The sequence below is a fragment of the Paraburkholderia phytofirmans PsJN genome (assembly GCF_000020125.1).
Taxonomy (GTDB): Bacteria; Pseudomonadota; Gammaproteobacteria; order Burkholderiales; family Burkholderiaceae; genus Paraburkholderia; species Paraburkholderia phytofirmans.
In genome coordinates this window covers 3,948,744-3,971,274 of the sequence record NC_010681.1, presented here as the reverse complement: position 1 = coordinate 3,971,274, position 22,531 = coordinate 3,948,744, and the positions used below count along the sequence as shown (strand labels likewise).

The following is a 22,531-nucleotide window of genomic DNA, read 5'->3' as shown; positions in this document are numbered from 1 at the left end:
AACCCCCGCCGGAGTTGCTCAGGCGGGGGTTTTTCTTTTCTAAAGTGCCTATGACCTTGCGTTAGGCTGTGCCGAATACGTAGTTCGTCATGGCGAGCGAGCGCTGGTAGGTGCCGAGCGACTGGATAGCCAGCGAATAATCGTCGTCCGCTGCGCCCAATGCGGCGAATACCGGCAGCAGATGCTCGTCGGTGGGATGCATCAGCACCGCGTGCGGCGCCTGGCGGCGATAGTCGAGCAGCGCGTCGATATCGTGCGCGGAGAGTTTTTCCTCGAACCAGTCGGTGAATTCGGCGACGCGTGGGTCGGCGTCCTCCGGGCGGGCGGAGAAGTCAGCAGCGCGCAGATTGTGCGTGATCTGGCCGGAGCCGATCACCATCACGCCATCGTCTTGCAACGACCGCAGCGCCCGGCCGACGCGAAAGTGATGCGCCGCGTCCATGTGCGGCTGGATCGACAGCTGGGCGACGGGTACATCGGCCTGCGGAAACATGAGCAGCATCGGGACCCACGCGCCGTGGTCGAGCCCGTGTGGCTCGGCACCCGCCAGGATGCCGCTCTCGCCGAGCAACACGGCGGCGCGGCGCGCCACATCGGGGGCGCCCGGAGCCTGATACTGAATTTCGTACAGCTGACGCGGAAAGCCGTAGAAATCGTGGATGGTTTCCGGCGCCGTGGACGTGCTCGCGACCGGCTGCGCCGTGCCCCAATGGGCGGACAACATCAGCACGGCCTCCGGACGCGGCAACTGGGCGCTCAGCACGCCGAATTCGGCGGACGGCAACGACGGGTCGATCGGCAGCGTGGGCGCACCGTGGGACAGGAAAAGCGAGGGTAAGCGGTTCATGGCAGCGACGCGGCCGCGAGAGCGCGGCACAGATAGATTGGGTTGCTACCAATATAGGGGGGCACCGCGATTTGATAAACGGGCTAAAACAGAATTGATTGTGTCACGGGTGTTGTGAATCCGTGCGTATGCACGGACAGCGCTTGCCTGAGTTGACGCGCTATTCCTGCGTGCCGCGCAGCCCAGCCCATGCCGGCGACAAAGCCGGTCCGAGCGGAAACAGATCCAGCACGCGCGCCACGGTGTGATCGACCATTTCGTCGATGGAAGCGGGTTGGTTGTAGAAGGCAGGCAAGGGCGGGAAAATCACGCCGCCCATTTCGGTGACGGCCGTCATATTGCGCAGATGCGCCAGATTGAACGGCGTCTCGCGCACGAGCAGCACGAGGCGGCGGCGCTCCTTGAGCGTGACGTCGGCGGCGCGCGTGATCAGATTGTCCGAGAAACCGTGCGCGACGCTGGCGAGCGTCTTCATGGAGCAAGGGGCGACGACCATGCCGTCGGTGGCAAACGAGCCGGACGCGATGCTCGCGCCGACGTCGCGCACCGAGTGGACGACATCCGCGAGCGGATGCACGTCTTCTTTGCTCAACTGGAGTTCGTGCTGAATATTGAGCCAGCCCGCGCTCGAGATCAGCAGATGGCTCTCGACGCCGCCCAACCGGCGCAGCGTTTCGAGTATCCGGATGCCGTAGATGGCACCCGTCGCGCCGGTGATCGCGACGATCAGCCGGCGTGGCGCCGCAGCGCGTGTTTCCATGGCTCGCGGCGCCTAAGGAGAGAAACGTGTGAACCGAGGCCGTTCAGGCCGCGGCGAACAGCTGCTGCAGTTCGCCCGATTCGTACATTTCCATCATGATGTCCGAACCGCCGACGAATTCGCCCTTCACGTACAGCTGCGGAATGGTCGGCCAGTTCGAGAACTGCTTGATGCCCTGGCGGACTTCGTCGTCTTCGAGCACGTTGACGGTCTTGATCTCACCGACGCCGCACGCCTTCAGAATCTGAATGGCGCGGCCCGAAAAGCCGCACATCGGGAACTGAGCGGTGCCCTTCATGAAGAGGACGACATTGTTCTCGTCGACGATTTGCTTGATGCGTTGTTGCGTATCCATGACTGACCTTGCGGTTCCGTTATGTGTAGGGAATAGGCTGAAATGATAGCGGATTTCGATACAGCCGGCCGGGCGCCGCTTTGTCCGTGCAGCGTTTGTGGATATTAGGCGATGCGCGTCAGCCGCCCAGACGTCCGCCGCTGATCCGTTCGATGCCCGCCAGATCGCGCTCCGAGCGGACTTGCGCGAATCCTTGCGCCGTCAACAACGCGCGCACGGCTTCGGCCTGATCGTAGCCGTGCTCGATCCACAATACGCCATCGGCGGCGAGCCGTGTTGGCGCACCGGCGATGATGGCGCGGATCGCGCTGAGCCCGTCGGCTTCGTCGGTGAGTGCGCCGCGCGGTTCGAAGCGCAGATCGCCTTCGTACAGATGCGGGTCGCCGCTCGCGATATACGGCGGATTGCTGACGATCACGTCGAAGCGCAACGCGGCGTCGAGCGAGTCGTACCAGTCGCTTTGCGTCAGCACCACGGCGCCGCCGGGGCGTTGCGCGTCGAGCAGGCGGGCGGCGTTGCGTGTGGCGACCGCCAGTGCTTCGGCGGAACGGTCTAGCGCCCAGACTCGCGCATCCGGCCGCATCGACGCAATCGCGACGGCAATGGCGCCGGTGCCCGTGCCGAGATCCAGCACGCGAGGCCGCACGAGGTTTTCGAGTGCCGACAGCGCAGTGTCGACCAGCAATTCGGTTTCAGGGCGCGGAATCAGCACGTGTGGCGTGACTTCGAAATCCAGCCCGAAAAATTCCCGTGCACCGACCAGTTGCGCCACCGGTTCGCCGGCTACGCGCCGTGCTTCCAGCGTCTGATAACGCTCGACAAGCTTGCCGTCGAGCGCTTCGTCGCTGCGCGTAATCAGTTGCGTGGGCCGCCAGCCGAGCACGTGCGTGAGCAGGATGCGCGCTTCGAGCGGCGGCAGCGGCGAGGCGCGCAACAGCGCGGCGGGTGTGGCGGACGTGGCAGGTGTGGCCGAAGTCATGCGCGCTTCAGTCCGCGTCGCCCAGCGAGGCCAGCAGTTCGGCCTGATGTTCGCTGACGAGCGCGGCGATCAGTTCGTCGAGATCGCCGTCCATGATCGCGTCCAGACGGTACAGCGTCAGGTTGATGCGATGATCCGTCAGACGCCCTTGCGGGAAGTTGTACGTGCGAATCCGCTCGGAGCGGTCGCCCGAGCCGATCAGGCTCTTGCGCGTGGCGGCTTCCTTCGCCTGCTGCTCGTGCGATTGCTTGTCTTTGATGCGCGCGGCCAGCACCTTCAGCGCGCGATCCTTGTTCTTGTGCTGCGACCGGTCGTCCTGACATTCGACGACGATCCCCGTCGGCAAGTGGGTGACGCGCACGGCGGAATCGGTCTTGTTGATGTGTTGCCCGCCCGCGCCGGACGCGCGGAACGTGTCGATCCGCAAATCCGCCGGATTGATCTCGACTTCACCGATTTCGTCCGCTTCCGGCATGACCGCGACCGTGCAGGCCGACGTGTGGATGCGCCCTTGGGTTTCGGTCGCCGGCACGCGTTGCACGCGGTGGCCGCCAGACTCGAACTTGAGCTTCGAATAAGCGGCTTCGCCCGCGATCCGCACGATCACTTCCTTGTAGCCGCCCAGGTCCGACTCGCTCGCCGACATCATTTCCACTTGCCAACGGTTGCGCTCGGCAAAGCGCAGGTACATGCGCAGCAGGTCGCCCGCGAACAGCGCGGACTCATCGCCGCCCGTTCCAGCGCGGATTTCGAGGAAGATGTTGCGGTCGTCGTTCGGGTCTTTCGGCAGCAGCATTTTCTGCAACTCGGCGCCGAGCTTTTCCATGCGCTCGCGGGCGGCGCGAATTTCGTCTTCGGCGAAGTCGCGCATCGACGCATCCGCCAGCAATTCCTGAGCGGTGGTTGCGTCGTTCATGGCCTGGCGCCATAGCGCGTAGTGGTCCACCACCGGCCCGAGCTCAGCGTGTTCCCGCGTGAGCTTGCGGTATTGGTCGAGATTCGAGGTGATGTCCTCGCGGCTCAACAGATCGTTCAGTTCGGCCAGCCGGGTAGTGAGCTGGTCGAGCTTGCGTTGCATGCTCGTTTTCATCGGACGGATATCGGAGCGGGCTCCGGCAAGGACGGCGACTAGGGGAGTGGGCGGATGCCCTGGTCAGAAGCACGTCGCGGGCCACTTGCGGGTAGCCCGGACAGCGCGGCGATGGCTGCGCCGCTAACGCTCCGTGGAACCGGAGTGTTTGTAGAAACCGCTCATGAGTTCGATGAGCTTGTCTCGGTTTTCGCTGCTCGCGCGATTGAGCGCGTGCGTGGGACCGTGGATCAGTTTATTGGTGAGGGATTGCGACAGCGCTTCGAGCACGGCAGCCGGGTCGTCGCCGCGCGCGAGCATTTTCTGCGCGCGTTCGACTTCGGCGCGGCGCAGCACGTCGGCCTGCGTGTGCATATGGCGGATCACCGGCACGATGCTGCGCGCGTCCAGCCATTGCATGAAGTTCTGCACGCGCGTTTCGATGATCGCTTCGGCCTGCGCGACCGCGGCTTGCCGCGACGCATTGCCCTCGCGGACGATCGCGCCGAGGTCGTCGACGGTGTACAGGAACACGTCTTCGAGCTGACCGACTTCGGGTTCGATGTCGCGCGGCACGGCCAGATCGACCATGAAGATTGGCCGGTGACGGCGCGCTTTGACAGCCCGCTCGACGGCGCCCAAGCCGATGATCGGCAAGGTGGACGCCGTACACGACACGATGATGTCGAACTCATGCATGCGCGAGGGCAGTTCCGACAGCGGAATGGCCCGGCCGTTGAAGCGCTCGGCGAGACGCGTGCCGCGCTCGGCCGTGCGGTTCGCGACCACGAGTTCACGTGGTTGCTGTGCTGCGAAATGCGTGGCGCACAGCTCGATCATTTCGCCCGCGCCGATGAACAGCACGCGCTGGTTCGAGACCTTGTCGAAAATCCGCTGGGCGAGGCGCACGGCGGCGGCCGCCATGGAAACCGACTGCGCGCCGATTTCGGTCGTGCTGCGCACTTCCTTCGCCACCGCGAAGGTGCGCTGGAAAAGCTGGTTCAAATACGTGCCGAGCGCGCCGGCTTCGGATGCGGTACGCACTGCATCCTTCATTTGTCCGACGATTTGCGTTTCGCCCAGCACCATCGAATCCAGCCCGGACGCGACGCGGAACGCGTGGCGCACGGCTTCCGACTGCGGCAGCGCGTAGACGTGCGGCGCGAGTTCGTCGATGGGCAGGTTGTGGTACCTGGAGAGCCACTGGATCGCGGCCTCGCGCGCGGCCTGGTCGTCGGTCGCGCAATAGAGTTCGGTGCGATTGCAGGTAGACAGGATCGCCGCTTCCGGCGCTGTGCGGGCCGAAGGGCCCAACCAGATGCTCTTGAAAGTTTCCAATGCGGGCTTGATCTGTTCGAGCGGAAACGCCACGCGTTCGCGCAAGGCGACAGGCGCAGTGTGGTGATTGATTCCGATCGTTAGAAGCTGCATTTGGGGGAGCTATGGTTTAGCCCAATATTATAGCGTTTCCACGATTTTCACATTGTGCGCAGCTTATTCCGCGGTTACAACGGCTTCCGGCGGGATCGCGTCGAGTTGATAGCCGTAGCCGTAAAGCGGCGTCAGACAATAGCCGTGTTCGGGATGAAGCTGCAATTTGCTGCGCACCCGCGACGCGTGCGTGTCCACCGTGCGCGACCTTACGTCACGGCGGCGCGTCCACACGTTTTCAAGAATATGCGCTCGCGACACGGGCCGTGAGAGATTGCTGAACAGCAGCAGCGCGAGGCGGAATTCCTTGGGCGTGAGCGCGACCGTTTGCTTACGGAACGTGACGGCAAATTGCGCGGCATCGAACGCATATTCGCGGATGATGTCACGCCGCCGGTTAGGCGGCCGCCGCAAGCCGGCGCGGCGCAGCAGCGCGTCCACGCGGGCCAGCATCTCGGGGCCGCGGACCGGTTTGGTCAGGCAGTCGTCGGCGCCCGCGTGAAGCGCGGCGACAATCTGGCTTTCGCGCGGCGCCGACATCAGCACGATCACCGGCAAGCCCGGCAGAATGGCGCGGGCGCGCGGAATGACGTCTTCGGCGGGATGGTCGCCGGCCCAGCTTTCGGTGATGAGAAGATCGAAGAATTCTTCGTCGGCGCGCGCCAGAAACGGCACGCTCGCGGTGAAGTGCTGGCACAGATGACCGCCGGCGAAAACCAGCCGGCCGATCAGTTCAGCATGTCGCAAGTCCGGCTCGATAAGGGCGATTCGCATGACGCGCTTTCAGCGTGGCAATGACCGGGGACCAGGCTTTTCCGTAAGGCCGACAGCTTGCCTAACATCACCCCGACCCCTAAACTCAACCGCTATGCGGAAAGCGCCGTGCTGAACTTCTATAGTTAATGAGACAAAAATGCTAGCTGTGTTGGCCCCTTGCGCCCATGAGACGAATCCGAAACTGCGCGAGGCCAGCCGTTAATGGGGTGGCCCGGTCTTGTAGTGTTGGGGGCGGCGATCGGTCTCGCGGGCTGGTGGTTGCATCCGCTGCGCCGCGCGAGCCGCGCCCGGTGGTGGGTGGCGCTGCTGGCCGGCGTACTGGGCGCGGTCGTCGCGCACATGGCCGGCAACGTGATTGGTCTCTTCCATGACGGTGATACGCTCGAATGGCCGGTATGCACCGGCGTCGCGTTGATCGCCGTTGCCGTGACGGTCGGCTTGCTTTCCCGTCGATGAATATTTGCAGGTGACTCCGATGAATGCCCGACTCCCCGAAACTTCCTCCATTCCCGAACGGCTCGCCACCTTGCGCAACGCAATGGCGCGCGAAGGCGTCGCCGCCTACCTGGTGCCGTCCGCCGACCCGCATCTGTCCGAATATCTGCCAGGTCGCTGGCAAGGCCGGCAGTGGCTGTCCGGTTTCACCGGCTCGGCCGGCACGCTGATCGTGACCGCGGACTTCGCCGGCGTGTGGACAGACAGCCGCTATTGGGAACAGGCCAACGCGCAACTGGCCGGCACCGGCGTTCAGCTGATGAAGATGACCGGCGGCCAACAGACCGTGCCGCATTTCGAATGGCTCGCTCAGAACGTGCCGGCAGGCGCCACGGTCGGCGTGGACGGCGCCGTGCTCGGCGTGGCGGCGGCGCGTGCCTTGAGCCAGGCGCTCGAGGCCCGCGGCGTGCAGTTGCGTACCGACGTCGATCTGTTCGACGCGATCTGGCCGCAGCGTCCGTCGCTGCCGGCGGCCGCCGTGTTCGAGCACGCCGCGCCGCATGCGAGCGTCGCCCGGTCGGACAAGCTCGCGCAGATTCGCCGCGCGATGGCGGAGAAAGGCGCGCAGTGGCACTTCATTTCCACGCTCGACGATCTCGCGTGGCTGCTGAATCTGCGCGGCGCGGACGTCAGCTACAACCCCGTGTTCGTGGCGCACGCGCTGATCGGCGTCGACCACGCGTCTTTGTTCGTCGCCGATGGCAAGGTGCCGCAGGCGCTCGCCGATGCGCTCGCGAAGGACAAGATCACCGTCGAGCCGTATGCGAAGGCCGCCGACGCGCTGGCCGCGCTGCCCGCCGGCAGCACGCTGCTGATCGACCCGCGCCGTATCACGTTCGGCTCGCTGCAATCGGTGCCGTCGACGGTCACGGTGGTCGAGGCCGTCAATCCGTCCACGTTCTTCAAGTCGCGCAAGACCGAGGCGGAAGCCGAGCATGTGCGCGAGACCATGGAACAGGACGGCGCGGCGCTGGCGGAATTCTTCGCGTGGTTCGAAAGCGCGCTGGGCAACGAGACGATCACCGAACTCACTATCGACGAACGTCTGACGGCGGCTCGCGCGCGCCGTCCAGGCTTCGTGTCGCTGAGCTTTGCGACGATCGCCGGCTTCAACGCGAACGGCGCGATGCCGCACTACCGCGCCACTGCCGAATCGCATTCGGTGATCGAAGGCAACGGCCTGTTGCTGAGGGATTCCGGCGCGCAATATTTGAGCGGCACGACCGACATCACGCGCGTGGTGCCGATCGGCACGCCGAGCGATGAGCAGCGGCGCGATTTCACGATCGTGCTGAAAGGCACCATGGCGTTGTCGCGCGCGCAGTTCCCGCGCGGCATCCGTTCGCCGATGCTCGACGCAATCGCCCGCGCGCCGATCTGGGAAGCCGGCGCCGATTATGGCCACGGCACCGGTCACGGCGTGGGCTACTTTCTGAACGTGCACGAAGGTCCGCAGGTGATCTCACACTACGCACCGGCCGAACCGTGGACGGCGATGGAAGAGGGCATGATCACCTCGGTTGAACCGGGCATTTACCGGCCGGGCAAGTGGGGCGTGCGGATCGAGAACCTTGTGCTGAACGTGCCCGCCGGTCAGACCGAATTTGGCGATTTCCTCAAGTTCGAGACCTTGACGCTGTGCCCGATCGATACGCGTTGCCTCGACCTGTCACTGCTGCGCGAGGACGAACGCGCGTGGCTGAACGCGTATCACGAGACTGTGCGCACGCGTCTGTCGCCGCACGTGTCGGGCGACGCCAAGGCGTGGCTGGAGTTGCGCACGCAACCCATCTGATCGCAATCAGCAACGAGCTTATGGAGCGTGCATGGCCATCAAGGCAGTGGTGTTCGATTTCGGCGGCGTGCTGATCGACTGGAGTCCGGAGTATCTCTATCGGGAACTGATTCCTGACGAAACCGAGCGCCGCTGGTTTCTGACCCACGTCTGCTCGATGGACTGGGTGATCCGTCAGGATGGCGGCCAGCCGATTGTCGAGGCCACCGCGGAACTGGTCGCCAGGTTTCCCGATCACGAAGCGCTGATCCGCGCATTCTACGAACGCTGGCACGAGATGGTGGCCGGCGTGCTGGAAGAAGGCGTGGCAATCATGGAAAAGCTCGAAGCGGCCGAGGTGCCGCTTTTCGGGCTGACCAACTGGTCGGCGGAGACCTTTCCCTATGCGTGGGAGCATTACCCGGTGCTGCGGCGCTTTCGCGACATCGTCGTGTCGGGGCGAGTGAAGTTGGTGAAGCCCGATCCGGCCATTTTCGCGGCCATGCGCGAGCGGATCGAGGCGCAATTGCCGGGCATCGAGCCCGCCGAACTTGTCTTTATCGACGACAACCTGAAGAACGCCGAAGCCGCGACGGCGCTCGGCTGGCATGGCGTGCATCACACCAGCGCCGCGCGAACCGAAGCAAAACTGCGCGAGCTCGGGTTGCCGGTTTAAGGCTGAGGCGTTTGCCCTGGCCTACTGCCCAAGCAGATTTTTCAACGCGTTACCCAAGCCTTTCACGGTTTCTCCCGCGCCCTTTGCCACGTCCTCGACACTCACGCCGAGTGCCTTGGCAAAGCCGTTGCCGATGCGCTTCATCAGCCCTTCCTGCACCGAGAATTTCGGGTCGCGCAAATTCCCATCCAGCACGAAATGCAGCGTGATGTCGCCGTTGTGCGACTTGAGCGCGGCGACCGCCGCCTTGGTCGGAATCGACATGAAGGTGTCGAGCGGATTGCCACTGTCGGCGAGTTGCAGATTGTGGATGGTTAGTGTGCCGGGTGCGTGCAACTGATAGTTGCTCACCGTCGAGTCGACCGTGAGATCGATCGTGCCGCCCGCCACTTGCGCCTTGGCGCCCGCTTTCTTGATCAGATACGGGTCGAGCATCACGATGTCGACGCCGCGCAGCTTGCTCGTAGTCTGCGAATCCTTGCTGGCGACCTTGATCCAGCCGCCGAACGACACCGTGCCTGTATGCGTCGGGCCCTTGATCGAGCCCGTCACATTGACATTGGTCGGGTCGGTGAGCGCAGGCAGGCGCAGATTATCGACGGTCGCGTTGGCATTGCTGACCGTGACTTTGAACGCGGGCGGCCCGACCGTCATGTCGTAGAAATGGAAGTTGCCTTGCTCGAAGCTGATGTGGTCGATCTGTTTTTCGCGCGGGATGGACGCTGCCGGGCCGCTGGCTTCGGCGTCGGATTGATTCACCGTTTCCCGCAGATTCGGCATCAAGCGAATCGCACCGTCCTTCGTGCGTAGCACGGCGATGTCGAAGCCGCGTACTACCACGCTGCGAACGTGCATGCGCCGCGCGATCAGATCGCGAATGTCGGGTGTGAGGGTGATTTCGTCGGCTCGGAGCGGATCGCCGGCCGGCCAGCCGGGCGGCGCTTTGAGAAGGACGTTGGTGAGACGAACCGAAGTGAGGCCGACCTCGATGTTTTCGGCGCTGCCCAAGGGACCGAGCGCCGCGATCACACGTTCCTTGACCTCGCGTTGCGCGAACTGCAAGGCGCCGACCACGACGACGATCAGCACCAGCAGCACGCCGCCCACGGCGACGGCCCAGCGCTTGCCCTTCGACATCGCCATGCTTGCCTCCTCGTCACCGCGACGCGCGGTGTGGCAGTGATCGGCCTGTGTGCACGCCGGGTGGGCGCGCGCTTAGATATGTTTGTCCAGGGCGGGACGTGAAATACACGCATCCCGCCGCGATGACGTGTATCACGCCATGGCACGCAATGCGTGTGCCCTACCGCTCACACGGTTGACGGCTAGGTGTGTTTGCGCCGCGAGCCAGGTTTGCGCCGCCAGGCGGCGCCGTTCGAGCAGCTGAAACATGGCCATCGAGGCGGCGTGCGCGTCAATAAATCCGACGCGCAGGCCGCCCGGTCCGACCTTATCGCGCGATCGGCTTGTAACGCAGACGCTTCGGACGCGCAGCTTCTTCACCCAGACGCGCGCGCTTGTCCGCTTCGTATTCCTGGTAGTTGCCGTCGAAGAACGTGATTTGCGAATCGCCTTCGAACGCCAGGATGTGCGTGGCGATCCGGTCGAGGAACCAGCGATCGTGCGAAATCACCAGCACCGAGCCGGCGAACTCAAGCAACGCGTCTTCGAGCGCGCGCAGCGTTTCGACGTCGAGGTCGTTCGACGGCTCGTCCAGCAGCAGGACGTTGCCGCCCGCGATCAGCGTCTTGGCCAGATGCAGCCGGCCGCGCTCACCGCCCGACAGGTTGCCGACGATCTTCTGCTGATCGCCGCCCTTGAAGTTGAAGCGGCCAATGTAGGCGCGCGACGGCGTTTCGTACTTGCCGACCGTCAGAACGTCGGCGCCGCCCGAAATTTCTTCGAACACAGTCTTCGAGCCGTCCAGCGCGTCGCGGCTTTGGTCCACGTACGCGAGCTTGACGGTCGGGCCTTGCACGATCTCGCCCGAGTCCGGCTGTTCGCGGCCGGTCAGCATGCGGAACAGCGTCGACTTACCGGCGCCGTTCGGTCCGATGATGCCGACGATCGCGCCCGCCGGAATCTTGAAGCTGACGTCGTCGAGCAGCAGACGGTCGCCATACGACTTGCTGACGTTCTTGAACTCGATCACTTCATTGCCCAGACGATCGCCGACCGGGATGAAGATTTCCGAGGTTTCATTGCGCTTCTGATAGTCCTGGCTATTCAGTTCCTCGAAGCGGGCGATACGCGCCTTCGACTTCGCCTGACGGCCCTTCGGGTTCTGGCGCACCCATTCCAGTTCTTTCTTGATCGCCTTCTGACGCGCCGACTCCGACGATTCTTCCTGCTTCAGGCGCTCTTCCTTCTGATCGAGCCAGCTCGAATAATTACCCTTCCACGGAATGCCATGGCCGCGGTCGAGTTCGAGAATCCACTCGGCGGCGTTATCCAGGAAGTAGCGATCGTGGGTCACGGCGACGACGGTGCCCGGAAAGCGCGTGAGGAACTGCTCGAGCCAGTCGACCGATTCCGCGTCCAGGTGGTTGGTCGGCTCGTCGAGCAGCAGCATGTCCGGCTTTTCGAGCAGCAGTTTGCACAGCGCGACGCGGCGCTTTTCGCCGCCCGACAGATGTTCGATCTTCGCGTCCCAGGCCGGCAGGCGCAGCGCGTCGGCGGCGATTTCGATTTGCTGCTCAGCGCTGCCGTCGGTGGTGGCGAGGATCGCTTCGTACTTCGCCTGTTCGGCGGCGAGCGCGTCGAAGTCGGCGTCGGGTTCGGCGTAGGCCGCGTAGATTTCGTCCAGTTTCTTTTGCGCGCCGAACACATCGCCGAGACCTTCCTCGACTGCTTCACGCACCGTCTTGTTCGGATCGAGTTGCGGTTCCTGCGGCAGATAGCCGATGTTCAGGTTCGGCATCGGCGTGGCTTCGCCTTCGATGTCTTTGTCCACACCGGCCATGATGCGGATCAGCGTCGACTTGCCCGAGCCGTTCAGGCCGAGCAGGCCGATCTTCGCGCCGGGGAAAAACGACAGCGAGATGTCTTTCAGGATTTGACGCTTGGGCGGCACGATCTTGCCGACCCGGTTCATGGTGAAGACGTATTGGGCCATTTGCTTGCAATAGACGTTGACGACGCCGGCCGCGTGGGGGCGGGCGGTCGTGGGTGGATGGGTAATCGGTGTTATAGCCGGGTGGAGCGCCCGGCGCCGGCCGGCGCGGCGTGAAGCGCGGCGTCGAACTTCGCGAGGCCCCGCGCGCGGGCGGGTGGTTCAGGTGGCATTGTACTTCGGCGCAGGCGCGGCACGGCAGTGGCTGTCCGTTCGGCCAGGGCCCGTTCGGATGTTCAAAGCCAATCCGCCACGCCGCCATGCCTCGAACAGGTGCCGCTGCGATGCCGGCTGAAACTGTAGGTGCCGTCGCGGCAACGCGCTGTCGCGCCTTCGGGCGCCTTGCCGGATAACGAGCGGGCCGGTGCGTGCACGGTGTTGCCGTCGCGGTTGGTATAGCTGTTGTGGTTGCTGAGGTTCGCTTCGTCGGGCGTAGTGCCTGGCGCTACGTAGGCGAACGCGGACGATGCGCTGAACAGCAGCGCTGCGGCGACTGCCGCGCAAGAGCGCAGGGTGTTACGGATCGTGCCTGTCATTGTTTTTCTTGCGCTTGTTGTTCTGACTTCCAACGCGCTTTGCCGGGCTTCAATTCGCGCGCCGTCCGCTCGCCGGATCGAAGAAATGCAGATGCCGCGCGGGCAGCGCCACCTGCAGCGCTTCACCCGCCGCGGGCCGATGCGCATGCGGCAAGCGCACCGTCACGTCGTGCTTGCCCCAGCGGCCGTGCGCCAGGTTGTCCGCGCCGAGCAGCTCGCAGGAATCGACGGTGAGCGTTGCGTGAGGCGCATCCGCCTGGCCTGGACTCATGTGTTCCGGACGAATGCCGAGCGTCCATTCGCGTCCCCTGGCGACTTCGCGCCCGATCGACGCGACGTCGGTCAGCGGCAGCTTCGGGCCGTTGCCGGCCACTTCGAAAAACGCGCCGTCGTCCGACACGCGGCCTTCCAGCAGATTCATCCCAGGCGAACCGATGAAGCTCGCCACGAATACCGTCGCAGGCCGCTCGTACACCTCGGTCGGCGCGCCGATCTGCTCGGCGTGCCCCTTGTTCATCACAATTACGCGTTGCGCCAACGTCATCGCTTCGATCTGATCGTGCGTCACGTACAGACTCGTGGTGGCGAGCCGCGCGTGCAGACGCTGGATTTCGAGGCGCATTTGCACGCGCAGACGTGCATCGAGATTCGACAACGGTTCGTCGAACAGAAACACGGCGGGCTCGCGCACGATCGCGCGGCCCATCGCCACGCGTTGTCGTTGGCCGCCGGACAACTCGCGCGGCTTGCGTTGCAGCAGCGCTTCGAGTTCGAGAATCTGCGCGGCGGCGTCCACGCGCTTCGCAATCTGCGCGCGGTCCACGCCCGCGATCTTCAGCGCGTAGCCCATGTTTTCGGCGACGCTCATATGCGGATACAACGCGTAGTTCTGGAACACCATCGCGATGTTGCGATCCTTCGGCTCGAGCTGGTTGACCACTTTGCCGGCGATCGAAATGCTGCCTTCCGAGATGCGTTCCAGTCCCGCCACCATTCGCAGCAAGGTCGATTTGCCGCAACCCGACGGGCCGACCATCACGACGAACTCGCCGTCGGCCACGTCCACGTCGATGCCGTGTAGCACGAACTGTTTGCCGTCGTAGGTTTTTTTAACGCCTTGCAGAGTCAGTGCAGCCATGCCGTTTTAGCCTTTCGTTGCGTGCCGCGGATCGCGCGGTGTTGTCTGTTTTTTTTCGATGCCGGGAAAAAGCTCGCTTAAGTGGTGCGGCTTACTTCTCCGCGTCCACGAGTCCGCGCACGAACCAGCGCTGCATCGTCAGCACGACTGCGAGCGGTGGCAGCATCGCGAGCAGCGTCGCGGTCATCACCAGATGCCATTCGGTGGCGGTGTCCCCCGACGCGATCATGCTTTTGATGCCGACCACCGCCGTGGTCAGCGATTGCTGGCTCGTGATCAGAATCGGCCACAAGTATTGATTCCAGCCGTAAATGAACGTGATCACGAACAGAGCGGCCATGTTCGTCTTCGACAGCGGCAAGACGACGTCCCAGAAGAACCTCATGGCGCCGGCGCCGTCGATGCGCGCCGCTTCCATCAATTCGTCCGGCAGCGTCATGAAGAACTGGCGGAACAGGAACGTCGCGGTGGCCGAGGCGATCAGCGGCAACGTCAAACCGCTATACGTATTGCTCAGATGCATCGACGACACGACCTGCACGGTCGGGAAGATCCGCACCTCGACTGGCAACATCAGCGTGATGAAGATCAGCCAGAACGCGAGGTTGCGAAACGGAAAACGGAAGAACACGATCGCGTAGGCGGAGATCATCGAGACCGCGATCTTGCCGATCGAAATCACCAGTGCCATCACGAGGCTGTTGAACAGCATGCGGCCGAAAGGCGCCGCCGCGTTGCCGCTGCCTTGCGACCACACGGTCGCGATGTTTTCAAGCAGATGCGTGCTCGGCACCAGCGAAAGCGGCACGCTGAACACTTCGTGCTCGCTCATGGTCGCCGCGCAAAACGCGACGTACACCGGAAACACCACCAGCACGACGCCGAGAATCAGCACCGCGTGGCAGAAGAGGTCGAAACCGCGGCGGTTCTCGATCATGAGTATTGAACCCTGCGTTCGATGAAGCGGAATTGCACGACCGTCAACGCAACGACGATCACCATCAGAATCACCGACTGCGCGCCGGAGCTGCCGATGTCGAGCCCTTGGAAACCTTCGGCGAAGATCTTGTAGATCAGCGTGCGGGTGGCTTGCGCGGGACCGCCGCCGGTAGCGGCGTCGATCACCGGGAAGGTGTCGAAGAACGCGTAGGTAATGTTGATCACCAGCAGGAAGAAACTGGTTGGCGACAGGAGCGGAAGCGCGATTCCGAAGAAGCGCCGCACCGGACCGGCGCCATCGATCGCCGCCGCTTCGATCAGTGAGCGCGGAATCGCCTGCAAGCCCGCGTAGAAGAACAGAAAGTTATAGCTGACCTGTTTCCAGACGGAGGCCAGCACCACGAGGAACATCGCCTGGCCCGCGTTCAGCGCGTGATTCCACACGATGCCGTATTTGGCCAGCGCGTAGGTGACGAGGCCGATGCTCGGATTGAACAGGAACGACCACAACACCGCCGCGATCGCGGGCGCAACCGCGTACGGCCAGATCAGCAGCGTCTGATAAGTCTTGGCGCCGCGCGTCACGCGATCGGCGCAGACCGCGAGCAGCAGCGAGATCACGAGTCCCGACACGGTGACCAGCGCGCAGAAGATCAGCGTCGTATAAAACGACGACAGGTAAAGCGGGTCGGCAAATAGCTGCTTGAAATTGGCGAGGCCGACAAACTCGCTCGACGTGCCGAACGCATCCTGGCTTTGCGTGGATTGCCAGAGCGCTTCACCGGCCGGCCACAGAAAGAACAGCAGCGTAATTGCGAGTTGTGGCGCGACGAGCAGGTAGGGCAGCAGACTGGTGCCGAAGCTGGAGCGCTTTTCCATCGATGAATTCCAAGGTTCTGGTGCAACCAGGGGTTCGGTGCGAGTGCACCGAACCCTGCCGGCGGCCGTTTAATTGCCGGCTTTTTCGAAGCGGCGCAGCAGTTCATCGCCACGCGAGACCGAGGCGTCGAGCGCCTGTTGCGGCGTCTTCTTCTGTGCCCATACCTGTTCGAGTTCTTCGTCGATGACCGTGCGGATCTGCGGCATGTTGCCCAGACGCAAGCCCTTGGTGTACGGCAGCGGCGGCTTGTTGAGCATCTGTTTGATGGCAGTGTCGCTGCCCGGATTCTTGTCGTAGAAGCCTTGCTGCTGGGTAAGTTGATAAGCGGCGGTGGTGACCGGCAGATAGCCGGTGTCCTGATGCCACTTCGCGGCAACCGGCGCCGACGACAGGTACGAAAGGAATTTCGCCACGCCCTTATAGACGGCCGGATCCTTGCCCGACAGCACCCACAGGCTCGCTCCGCCGATGATCGCGTTCTGCGGCGCGCCCTTCACGCTTGCGTCGTACGGCATCATGCCGGTGCCGAAGTTGAACTTCGCGTACTTCTTGATCGTGGCGAGCGATCCCGACGAGTTGGTGATGATCCCGCAGTCGCCGCTATAGAACTTCGACACCGGTTCGTCCTTGCGGCCGACGTAGGTGAACGTGCCTTCCTTCTGCATGTTCTGCAGGAACTGGATATGCGCGACCTGCAGCGGCTTGTTGAATTCCAGTTGCGCGTCCGGGCCGTCGAAGCCATTGTTCTTCGACGCGAACGGCGCGCCGTGCCACGCGCTGTAGTTTTCGAGCTGAATCCAGCTCTGCCAGCCCGACGAATAGCCGCAGGCCATGCCCGACGCCTTCAGCTTCTGCGCGTCGGTCTGCAATTCGGCCCAGGTTTTCGGCGGCTGGTTCGGGTCGAGGCCGGCTTTCTTGAAGGCGTCCTTGTTGTAGTACAGCACCGGCGTCGAGCTGTTGAACGGCATCGAGATCAGCTCGCCGGTTTTGGCGTCGCTGTAATAGCTGGCGATGGTCGGCACGAAGGCCTTCTCATCGAGCGGCACGCCGGCTTGCTTGAACACTTCCGAGACGGGGATCACCGCCTTCTTCGCCTGCATCATCGTGGCGGTGCCGACTTCGTAGACCTGCAGGATGGCCGGCGCATTGCCGCTACGATACGCGGCGATGCCCGCGGCGAGCGTCTGATCGTAGGTGCCTTTGAAGACCGGCACGATCTTGTAGTCGCTTTGCGATGCGTTGAACGCGTTGGCGATGTCGTTCAGCCGTTCGCCCAGCGCGGCTTCCATGCCGTGCCAGAACTGGATCTCAGTCGCGGCGTGAGCCGCCTGGCTGAGGCCGACGCTCAATACGGCGGCAAGGGAAAGCGAACGGATTAGCGGCTTGAAACTCATCGATTTGTCTCCTTGGCGAAACGGGCGCAGATGCGAATCGCGCGATTCTATTTGTGTTCGATGACAGTCCAGCGACGGTGGCCGGACGGGGTGTCCCATTTTTTAGCGGACGCCGAATGCCGCAATTTAACACTGGTGTCACAAAACGGAAACAACCGGGGATGGAAAGCGAATATCCGCGTAAGGCCGGGGCGGGCCTTGCCTGCTGCACGCGGCCGTTTGCGCGACGCGCTTGATGAAGGTGAGTTTGAGTCGCGCTGGTGGATTCGTGTACGTTACGTCACGGTGCGTATTAATCAGGATTGCAGATGCTGAGTCCTTCAGTGCGGTTGGCGGCAGGTAGCTGGATGGCGGGCTTCGTTCTGGCCGGTTGTTCACTCACGCCCGTCATGAATACCGATGCCGTCACGCAGGCGAACTCATTGCCGGCGATCATCGCGCATCGCGGCGGCACGGGCGATGCGCCGGAGAACACGCTCGATGCGATCCACCTGTCGATCGAGCATCGTGCCGACGCGATGTGGCTGACCGTGCAGCTGAGCAAGGACGGCGTGCCGGTTCTGTATCGGCCGGCCGATCTGTCGGCATTGACGGACGCGAAAGGGCCGGTGTTCACCTATACCGCCGCTGAGCTTGCCCGCGTCAATGCCGGCTGGAATTTCCGCCGCGCAGAGGCGTATCCGTACCGCGATCATCCTGTGGGAATTCCGACGCTGCGCGAGGCGCTGCATGCCACGCCTGCGACCATGCCGGTCATCCTCGATATGAAAGCGCTGCCCGCCGGCCCGCAGACGCAAGCCGTCGTGCGTGTGCTCGATGAAGAAAACGCGTGGCAGCGTGTGTCGATCTATTCGACCGAAGCGGATTATCAACGGAGCTTTGCCGCGTATCCGCAAGCGCGGCTGTTCGAATCGCGCGATGCGACGCGTGAGCGTCTCGTGCGAGTCCTGCTGAATCAGGGGTGCGTGGACGCGCCGGCCGAACGCACCATGACCGCGTTTGAGTTGCATCGCGCGCTGACGGTGGTGGAGAAGTTCACGCTGGGGGAGGGGCGCTCGGATGTGCAGGCTACGCTATGGACGCCGGCAACGGTCGCTTGTTTCCGGCAGAAGCCGGGCGTGCGGATCGTCGCGATCGCGGTGAACGAGGCGGACCATTACCGTATGGCGGCGTGCCTCGGGCTCGATGCGGTGCTCGCGGATTCACCGTCGAAAATGGCGGCCATCAGGGACGGTATCGCGTTGCCGTTGCGTTGTCCGCGTTCTAGGGCAAGCAGTGGCCAATAAAAAAAGCCCGCTTCGAAAAGAGGGCTCTCTTGAGGCTACTTGCTGCGGGTGGCGGCGTTCAGATTTGCGCCCGCCGCCGCACGCCGAAGCCGGCGCTCAGACGTTGAACAGGAAGTTCATCACGTCGCCATCATGCACGACGTATTCCTTGCCTTCCGCGCGCATCTTGCCGGCTTCCTTCGCGCCTTGCTCACCCTTGTAAGTGATGTAGTCGTTGTACGCGATCGTCTGCGCGCGAATGAAGCCGCGCTCGAAGTCCGTGTGAATCGCGCCCGCGGCCTGCGGCGCCGTATCGCCGATATGGATCGTCCACGCGCGCACTTCCTTCACGCCGGCCGTGAAGTAGGTTTGCAGACCCAGCAGCTTGAAGCCGGCGCGGATCACGCGGTTCAGACCCGGCTCTTCCATGCCCATGTCGGCGAGGAACACTTCCATGTCGGCTTCGTCGAGGTCGGCGATTTCCGCTTCGATCGCCGCACATACGGCGACGACCGGCGCATTTTCCGCCGCCGCGTGCTTCGCGACCGCATCCAGATGCGGGTTGTTCTCGAAGCCGTCTTCCTTCACATTGGCCACGTACATGGTCGGCTTGGCGGTGATCAGGCAGAACGGCTTGAGCGTGGCCTTTTCTTCGTCCGAGAGGTCGAGTGCGCGGACCGGCTTGGCCTGGTCGAGTTGCGCGCGCACCTTCTCCAATACGGCGGCGTTCTTGATGGCTTCCTTGTCGTTACCCGACTTGGCGGCCTTCGAATAGCGCGCCAGCGCCTTCTCGACTGTTGCGAGGTCGGCCAGCGCCAGTTCGGTGTTGATTACTTCGATATCCGACAGCGGATCGATCTTGTTCGCGACGTGAATCACGTTCTCGTCTTCGAAGCAGCGCACCACGTGCGTGATCGCATCGGTTTCGCGGATATTGGCGAGAAACTGGTTGCCCAGACCTTCGCCCTTGCTCGCGCCCGCCACGAGACCGGCGATGTCGACGAACTCCACCACCGCCGGCAGGATGCGCTCCGGCTTGACGATCTCAGCGAGCGCCTTCAGACGCGCGTCCGGCACCTCGACGATGCCGACATTCGGCTCGATCGTGCAGAACGGATAGTTTTCGGCGGCGATGCCCGCCTTGGTCAGCGCGTTGAACAGGGTGGACTTGCCGACGTTAGGCAGGCCGACGATGCCGCATTTGAGGCTCATGGAAATCCTTCAGTGAATCAGTAAGTTGCGTGATGCGCTCGACGCTGTGTGCAGGATTCGAGAAGCCTTCGCGAGTGGCGTGGCGGACCAGTGCAGCGGAGCGGGACAAGACACCGGATCGGGGCGTTGCTCGACGACCGGGTGCGAGTTTTCACGGAAAGCGCAATTGTAACCCGTTCGGATCGGCTCACCGGTGCGGCTGCGGGAAAGCGGAGCTCGCCGCTCGGTCCGCGGTTGCAAGGTTCAGGTAAGGTTTCCTCGGACGCACTGTAGAATCGCCCGTTCAGGGCCGCCAGAGCCCGAATCCGAGGCAAAAATGAGAACAATACGGTGGGTCTTCACGGGTGTGGCTGTCGTCGCGGTGGGCAGCGCGATTGCGTCATGGGTGTCGCCGAACTTCGACGACGCTCAGGCGAACTCCGACCGGCAGACGGTCAACTGCCTCTCAAGCCGTTTAACGCTGGACGACAAAAAGCAGATCGCGCAATTCGCGGACGCCAACGACTTCGACTCACTCTGGCGCGTGTACGACCGCATCTTCCCCGACTGCGCCGTGCGTGGCGATCAGCGGGAGCGCAAGGCCGACCTCGAGGCGAGCGCGTGGCGGCTCCTATCTTCTGAGCGCGAATTCACGCGGCTGCGCGAAGCGAACGCGCCGCTGGCGGCGGCCGGCCACCTGTAAACATTGGCCCGGTTGTTCGGGCGCAAACCCGGGCTCAAACGCGGGCGCAAACGCCGTGTGCATCGATCCGTCCCCCGCAACCCCCACGGCTATAATGCGCGGATGAACGCACACCACCAGACCTTTGATGCCGCCGTGATCGGCGGCGGGCTCGTCGGCAAGACCGCGGCGCTCGCGCTGACACAAGGCGGACTGCGCGTGGCGCTGCTCGCGCAACCTTGCGCGGCGCTGCCCGCCGGCGCCGCCTTCGATTCGCGGGTCTACGCGCTGTCGTCGAGCTCGCAGGCTTTGCTGGAGCGTTTGCGAGTGTGGCAGGCGCTCGATCTGGCGCGGCTTGGGCCGGTCTACGACATGCGCGTTTATGGCGATGCGCACGCCGAACTGCATTTCTCCGCGTTCCAGGCTTCGGTGCCGCAACTGGCGTGGATCGTCGAATCGTCGGTGATCGAGCGTGCGCTGGATGCGGCGCTGCGCTTCCAGCCGAATCTCACCTGGATCGACACGCGCGCTCAGGCGCTCGACTTCACCAGCGACAGCGCCAGCGTCGGCCTCGCCAACGGCAATGTACTCGACGCCGATCTGGTGGTCGGCGCGGACGGCGCGCATTCGTGGGTGCGCGCGCAAATCGGCTCGAAAATGGTCCGGCGCGACTATAAGCAAACCGGTGTTGTCGCCAATTTCAAGGCGGAAAAACCGCACAGCGAGACCGCGTACCAATGGTTCAAGGACGGCGAGATCATCGCGCTGCTGCCCATGCCGGACGGTCACGTCTCGCTGGTCTGGTCGGCGCGCACCGAGCACGCGGAGCAGCTGGTCGCGCTCGATCCGGCGCAACTCGCCGCTGAAGTGGAACGCGTGACCGGCGGCCAGTTCGGCGCGCTCGATTGCGTGACGCCCGCGCAAGGCTTCCCGCTCGCGCTGCAAACGGTCGACCGGCTGGTGGCGCCGCGCGTCGCGCTGGTCGGCGACGCCGCGCACCTGATTCATCCGTTGGCTGGACAGGGCATGAACCTCGGCTTGCGCGACGTCGCGGCGCTCGCTGATACCGTCGCGGGCAAGGAGTCGTTCCGCGATCTCGGCGACATGGTGCTGCTGCGCCGCTACGAACGCTCCCGCCGCGAGGACATCCGCGCGCTGATGATCGCTACAGACGGCCTGCAAAAACTCTTCTCCGTCCCCGGTCCGTTTGCCAAGGTGTTGCGCAACACCGGCATGGCGTTTGTCGGGGCGCAGCCGTTCATCAAACGCTGGCTGGTATCGGCCGCGCTGGGTTGAAGCATCCGGCCGGCATGCCGCGGCCGGCGAGACAGGTATCATGAACGGATGGACGCCGTTCCAGTCAGACCGGAAACGTCAGGAAATGAGCACTGCGCGCATCGCGCGATTGAACCAGGAATTCAGCATGAAAAAAACTTTCCGCATGGCAGCCGCCGTGCTTGCCATCGCCGCCGTCACGATCGGCTGCTCCGCGCAGGCCGACCAGACCACCGACAAGCTCAAGGCCACGCTGCAAACGCGGCTCGCCGACGTGTCGATCAAGAGCGTGACGAAGTCGCCGATTGCCGGCCTGTACGAAGTGAACCTCGGCACGCAGATCGTCTATAGCGACGCGAATGGCGACTACCTGTTGCTCGGCGACATGGTCGACGCCAAGACCCGCAAGAATCTGACCGAAGCGCGCCTGTCGGAAACCAACCGTATCGATTTCGCGAGCCTGCCGTTCGGCAACGCGGTGAAGGTCGTGAAGGGCAACGGCGCGCGCAAGATCGCCGTGTTCTCCGATCCGAACTGTCCGTACTGCAAGCAGCTCGAAACGTCGCTCAAGTCGATCGACAATGTGACGGTCTACACCTTCCTGTACCCGGTGTTGTCGCCGGATTCGACTGCCAAGTCGAAGTCGATCTGGTGCTCGACGGATCGCGCGAAGGCCTGGGAGTCGTGGATGCAGGATCACCAGGCGCCCACCGCCGCCGGCACCTGCGACACCGCCGCGATCGACAAGAACCTCGCGCTCGGCCACGCCATGAACGTCGACGGCACGCCCACGGTGTTTCTCGCCGACGGCCGCCGTCTGCCCGGCGCCGTGCCGGCTGACCGGCTGGACAAGGAAATGTCCGCGGTGCACTGAGCACGCACGACAAAGCAAGCAAAGGAGGCGCGTCGTGCGCCTCCTTTCGCATCAAGCCCGAACATCCCCGCCCGACCTCTTC

22 protein-coding genes are annotated in these 22,531 nt (G+C 63.6%); 7 read left to right on the top strand and 15 right to left on the bottom strand.

All coding sequences use genetic code 11. The features are described from left to right. Positions 1–61: 61 nt before the first annotated feature. From BPHYT_RS17535 to BPHYT_RS17505, 7 genes are all read right to left on the bottom strand, one after another. Complete coding sequence (locus tag BPHYT_RS17535) at positions 62–847, bottom strand: DODA-type extradiol aromatic ring-opening family dioxygenase (RefSeq protein ID WP_012434477.1); 786 nt, start codon at positions 845–847, stop codon at positions 62–64. 160 nt (positions 848–1,007) lie between these two features. Beyond that, entirely contained in the window at positions 1,008–1,607 is a 600-nt protein-coding gene (locus BPHYT_RS17530) for a UbiX family flavin prenyltransferase (protein WP_012434476.1), read from the bottom strand. 43 nt (positions 1,608–1,650) lie between these two features. Then, positions 1,651–1,962, bottom strand: a complete 312-nt coding sequence (grxD, locus tag BPHYT_RS17525) for a Grx4 family monothiol glutaredoxin (protein WP_012434475.1) — start codon at positions 1,960–1,962, stop codon at positions 1,651–1,653. Positions 1,963–2,080: 118 nt separating this feature from the next. Then, positions 2,081–2,941, bottom strand: coding sequence for a peptide chain release factor N(5)-glutamine methyltransferase (gene prmC / locus BPHYT_RS17520; protein WP_012434474.1), 861 nt, complete (start codon positions 2,939–2,941; stop codon positions 2,081–2,083). Positions 2,942–2,948: 7 nt separating this feature from the next. Beyond that, a complete protein-coding gene (gene prfA / locus BPHYT_RS17515) occupies positions 2,949–4,031 on the bottom strand; it encodes a peptide chain release factor 1 (protein ID WP_012434473.1) in 1,083 nt (360 codons plus the stop codon). 123 nt (positions 4,032–4,154) lie between these two features. Further along, positions 4,155–5,441, bottom strand: coding sequence for a glutamyl-tRNA reductase (gene hemA, locus BPHYT_RS17510; protein ID WP_012434472.1), 1,287 nt, complete (start codon positions 5,439–5,441; stop codon positions 4,155–4,157). 63 nt (positions 5,442–5,504) lie between these two features. Then, positions 5,505–6,215: a response regulator transcription factor gene (locus BPHYT_RS17505; RefSeq protein ID WP_012434471.1), complete on the bottom strand. Its 711-nt coding sequence runs from the start codon at positions 6,213–6,215 to the stop codon at positions 5,505–5,507. Positions 6,216–6,419: 204 nt separating this feature from the next. Here BPHYT_RS17505 and BPHYT_RS17500 point away from each other — a divergent pair, with 204 nt between their 5' ends. The 3 genes from BPHYT_RS17500 to BPHYT_RS17490 are packed head-to-tail and all read left to right on the top strand — an operon-like array spanning position 6,420 to position 9,163. Then, positions 6,420–6,674, top strand: coding sequence for a hypothetical protein (locus BPHYT_RS17500; RefSeq protein WP_012434470.1), 255 nt, complete (start codon positions 6,420–6,422; stop codon positions 6,672–6,674). A 19-nt stretch (positions 6,675–6,693) separates the two neighbouring features. Then, the gene (locus BPHYT_RS17495; protein ID WP_012434469.1) at positions 6,694–8,508 is read left to right on the top strand and encodes an aminopeptidase P family protein; all 1,815 of its coding nucleotides are present in this window, start codon (positions 6,694–6,696) and stop codon (positions 8,506–8,508) included. Between the two features lie 31 nt (positions 8,509–8,539). Continuing rightward, positions 8,540–9,163 (top strand): HAD family hydrolase, encoded by a 624-nt coding sequence (locus BPHYT_RS17490; RefSeq protein WP_012434468.1) that lies wholly within the window; start codon positions 8,540–8,542, stop codon positions 9,161–9,163. Between the two features lie 21 nt (positions 9,164–9,184). On the opposite strand, the gene BPHYT_RS17485 is transcribed toward BPHYT_RS17490, so the two are convergent. The 7 genes from BPHYT_RS17485 to ugpB form a co-directional block, all read right to left on the bottom strand. Next, complete coding sequence (locus tag BPHYT_RS17485) at positions 9,185–10,306, bottom strand: DUF748 domain-containing protein (RefSeq protein WP_012434467.1); 1,122 nt, start codon at positions 10,304–10,306, stop codon at positions 9,185–9,187. A 307-nt stretch (positions 10,307–10,613) separates the two neighbouring features. Beyond that, positions 10,614–12,278 carry an energy-dependent translational throttle protein EttA gene (gene ettA / locus BPHYT_RS17480; protein WP_012434465.1) on the bottom strand — a complete coding sequence of 555 codons (1,665 nt, stop codon included), beginning with the start codon at positions 12,276–12,278 and terminating at the stop codon, positions 10,614–10,616. 233 nt (positions 12,279–12,511) lie between these two features. Then, positions 12,512–12,811, bottom strand: coding sequence for a DUF3761 domain-containing protein (locus tag BPHYT_RS17475; RefSeq protein ID WP_012434464.1), 300 nt, complete (start codon positions 12,809–12,811; stop codon positions 12,512–12,514). A gap of 49 nt (positions 12,812–12,860) precedes the next feature. Then, entirely contained in the window at positions 12,861–13,949 is a 1,089-nt protein-coding gene (locus BPHYT_RS17470) for a sn-glycerol-3-phosphate import ATP-binding protein UgpC (protein WP_012434463.1), read from the bottom strand. A gap of 91 nt (positions 13,950–14,040) precedes the next feature. Beyond that, entirely contained in the window at positions 14,041–14,886 is an 846-nt protein-coding gene (ugpE, locus tag BPHYT_RS17465; protein WP_012434462.1) for a sn-glycerol-3-phosphate ABC transporter permease UgpE, read from the bottom strand. After that, entirely contained in the window at positions 14,883–15,767 is an 885-nt protein-coding gene (gene ugpA, locus BPHYT_RS17460) for a sn-glycerol-3-phosphate ABC transporter permease UgpA (RefSeq protein ID WP_012434461.1), read from the bottom strand. Before ugpA ends, ugpE begins: the two co-directional genes overlap by 4 nt. 69 nt (positions 15,768–15,836) lie before the next feature. Next, positions 15,837–17,162, bottom strand: a complete 1,326-nt coding sequence (ugpB, locus tag BPHYT_RS17455; RefSeq protein WP_012434460.1) for a sn-glycerol-3-phosphate ABC transporter substrate-binding protein UgpB — start codon at positions 17,160–17,162, stop codon at positions 15,837–15,839. A 389-nt stretch (positions 17,163–17,551) separates the two neighbouring features. Between ugpB and BPHYT_RS17450 the strand changes: the two genes are divergently transcribed. Continuing rightward, a complete protein-coding gene (locus BPHYT_RS17450) occupies positions 17,552–18,448 on the top strand; it encodes a glycerophosphodiester phosphodiesterase family protein (RefSeq protein ID WP_238535663.1) in 897 nt (298 codons plus the stop codon). Between the two features lie 96 nt (positions 18,449–18,544). Here BPHYT_RS17450 and ychF read toward each other — a convergent pair whose 3' ends face one another. Then, positions 18,545–19,639 (bottom strand): redox-regulated ATPase YchF, encoded by a 1,095-nt coding sequence (gene ychF, locus BPHYT_RS17445; RefSeq protein WP_012434458.1) that lies wholly within the window; start codon positions 19,637–19,639, stop codon positions 18,545–18,547. A 316-nt stretch (positions 19,640–19,955) separates the two neighbouring features. On the opposite strand from ychF, the gene BPHYT_RS17440 reads away from it, so the two are divergent. From BPHYT_RS17440 to BPHYT_RS17430, 3 genes are all read left to right on the top strand, one after another. After that, entirely contained in the window at positions 19,956–20,321 is a 366-nt protein-coding gene (locus BPHYT_RS17440) for a hypothetical protein (protein WP_012434457.1), read from the top strand. A gap of 102 nt (positions 20,322–20,423) precedes the next feature. Beyond that, on the top strand, positions 20,424–21,596 hold the full coding sequence (locus BPHYT_RS17435) for a UbiH/UbiF family hydroxylase (RefSeq protein WP_012434456.1): 1,173 nt from the start codon (positions 20,424–20,426) through the stop codon (positions 21,594–21,596). 127 nt (positions 21,597–21,723) lie between these two features. Continuing rightward, on the top strand, positions 21,724–22,449 hold the full coding sequence (locus BPHYT_RS17430) for a DsbC family protein (RefSeq protein WP_012434455.1): 726 nt from the start codon (positions 21,724–21,726) through the stop codon (positions 22,447–22,449). Positions 22,450–22,531: the final 82 nt, after the last annotated feature.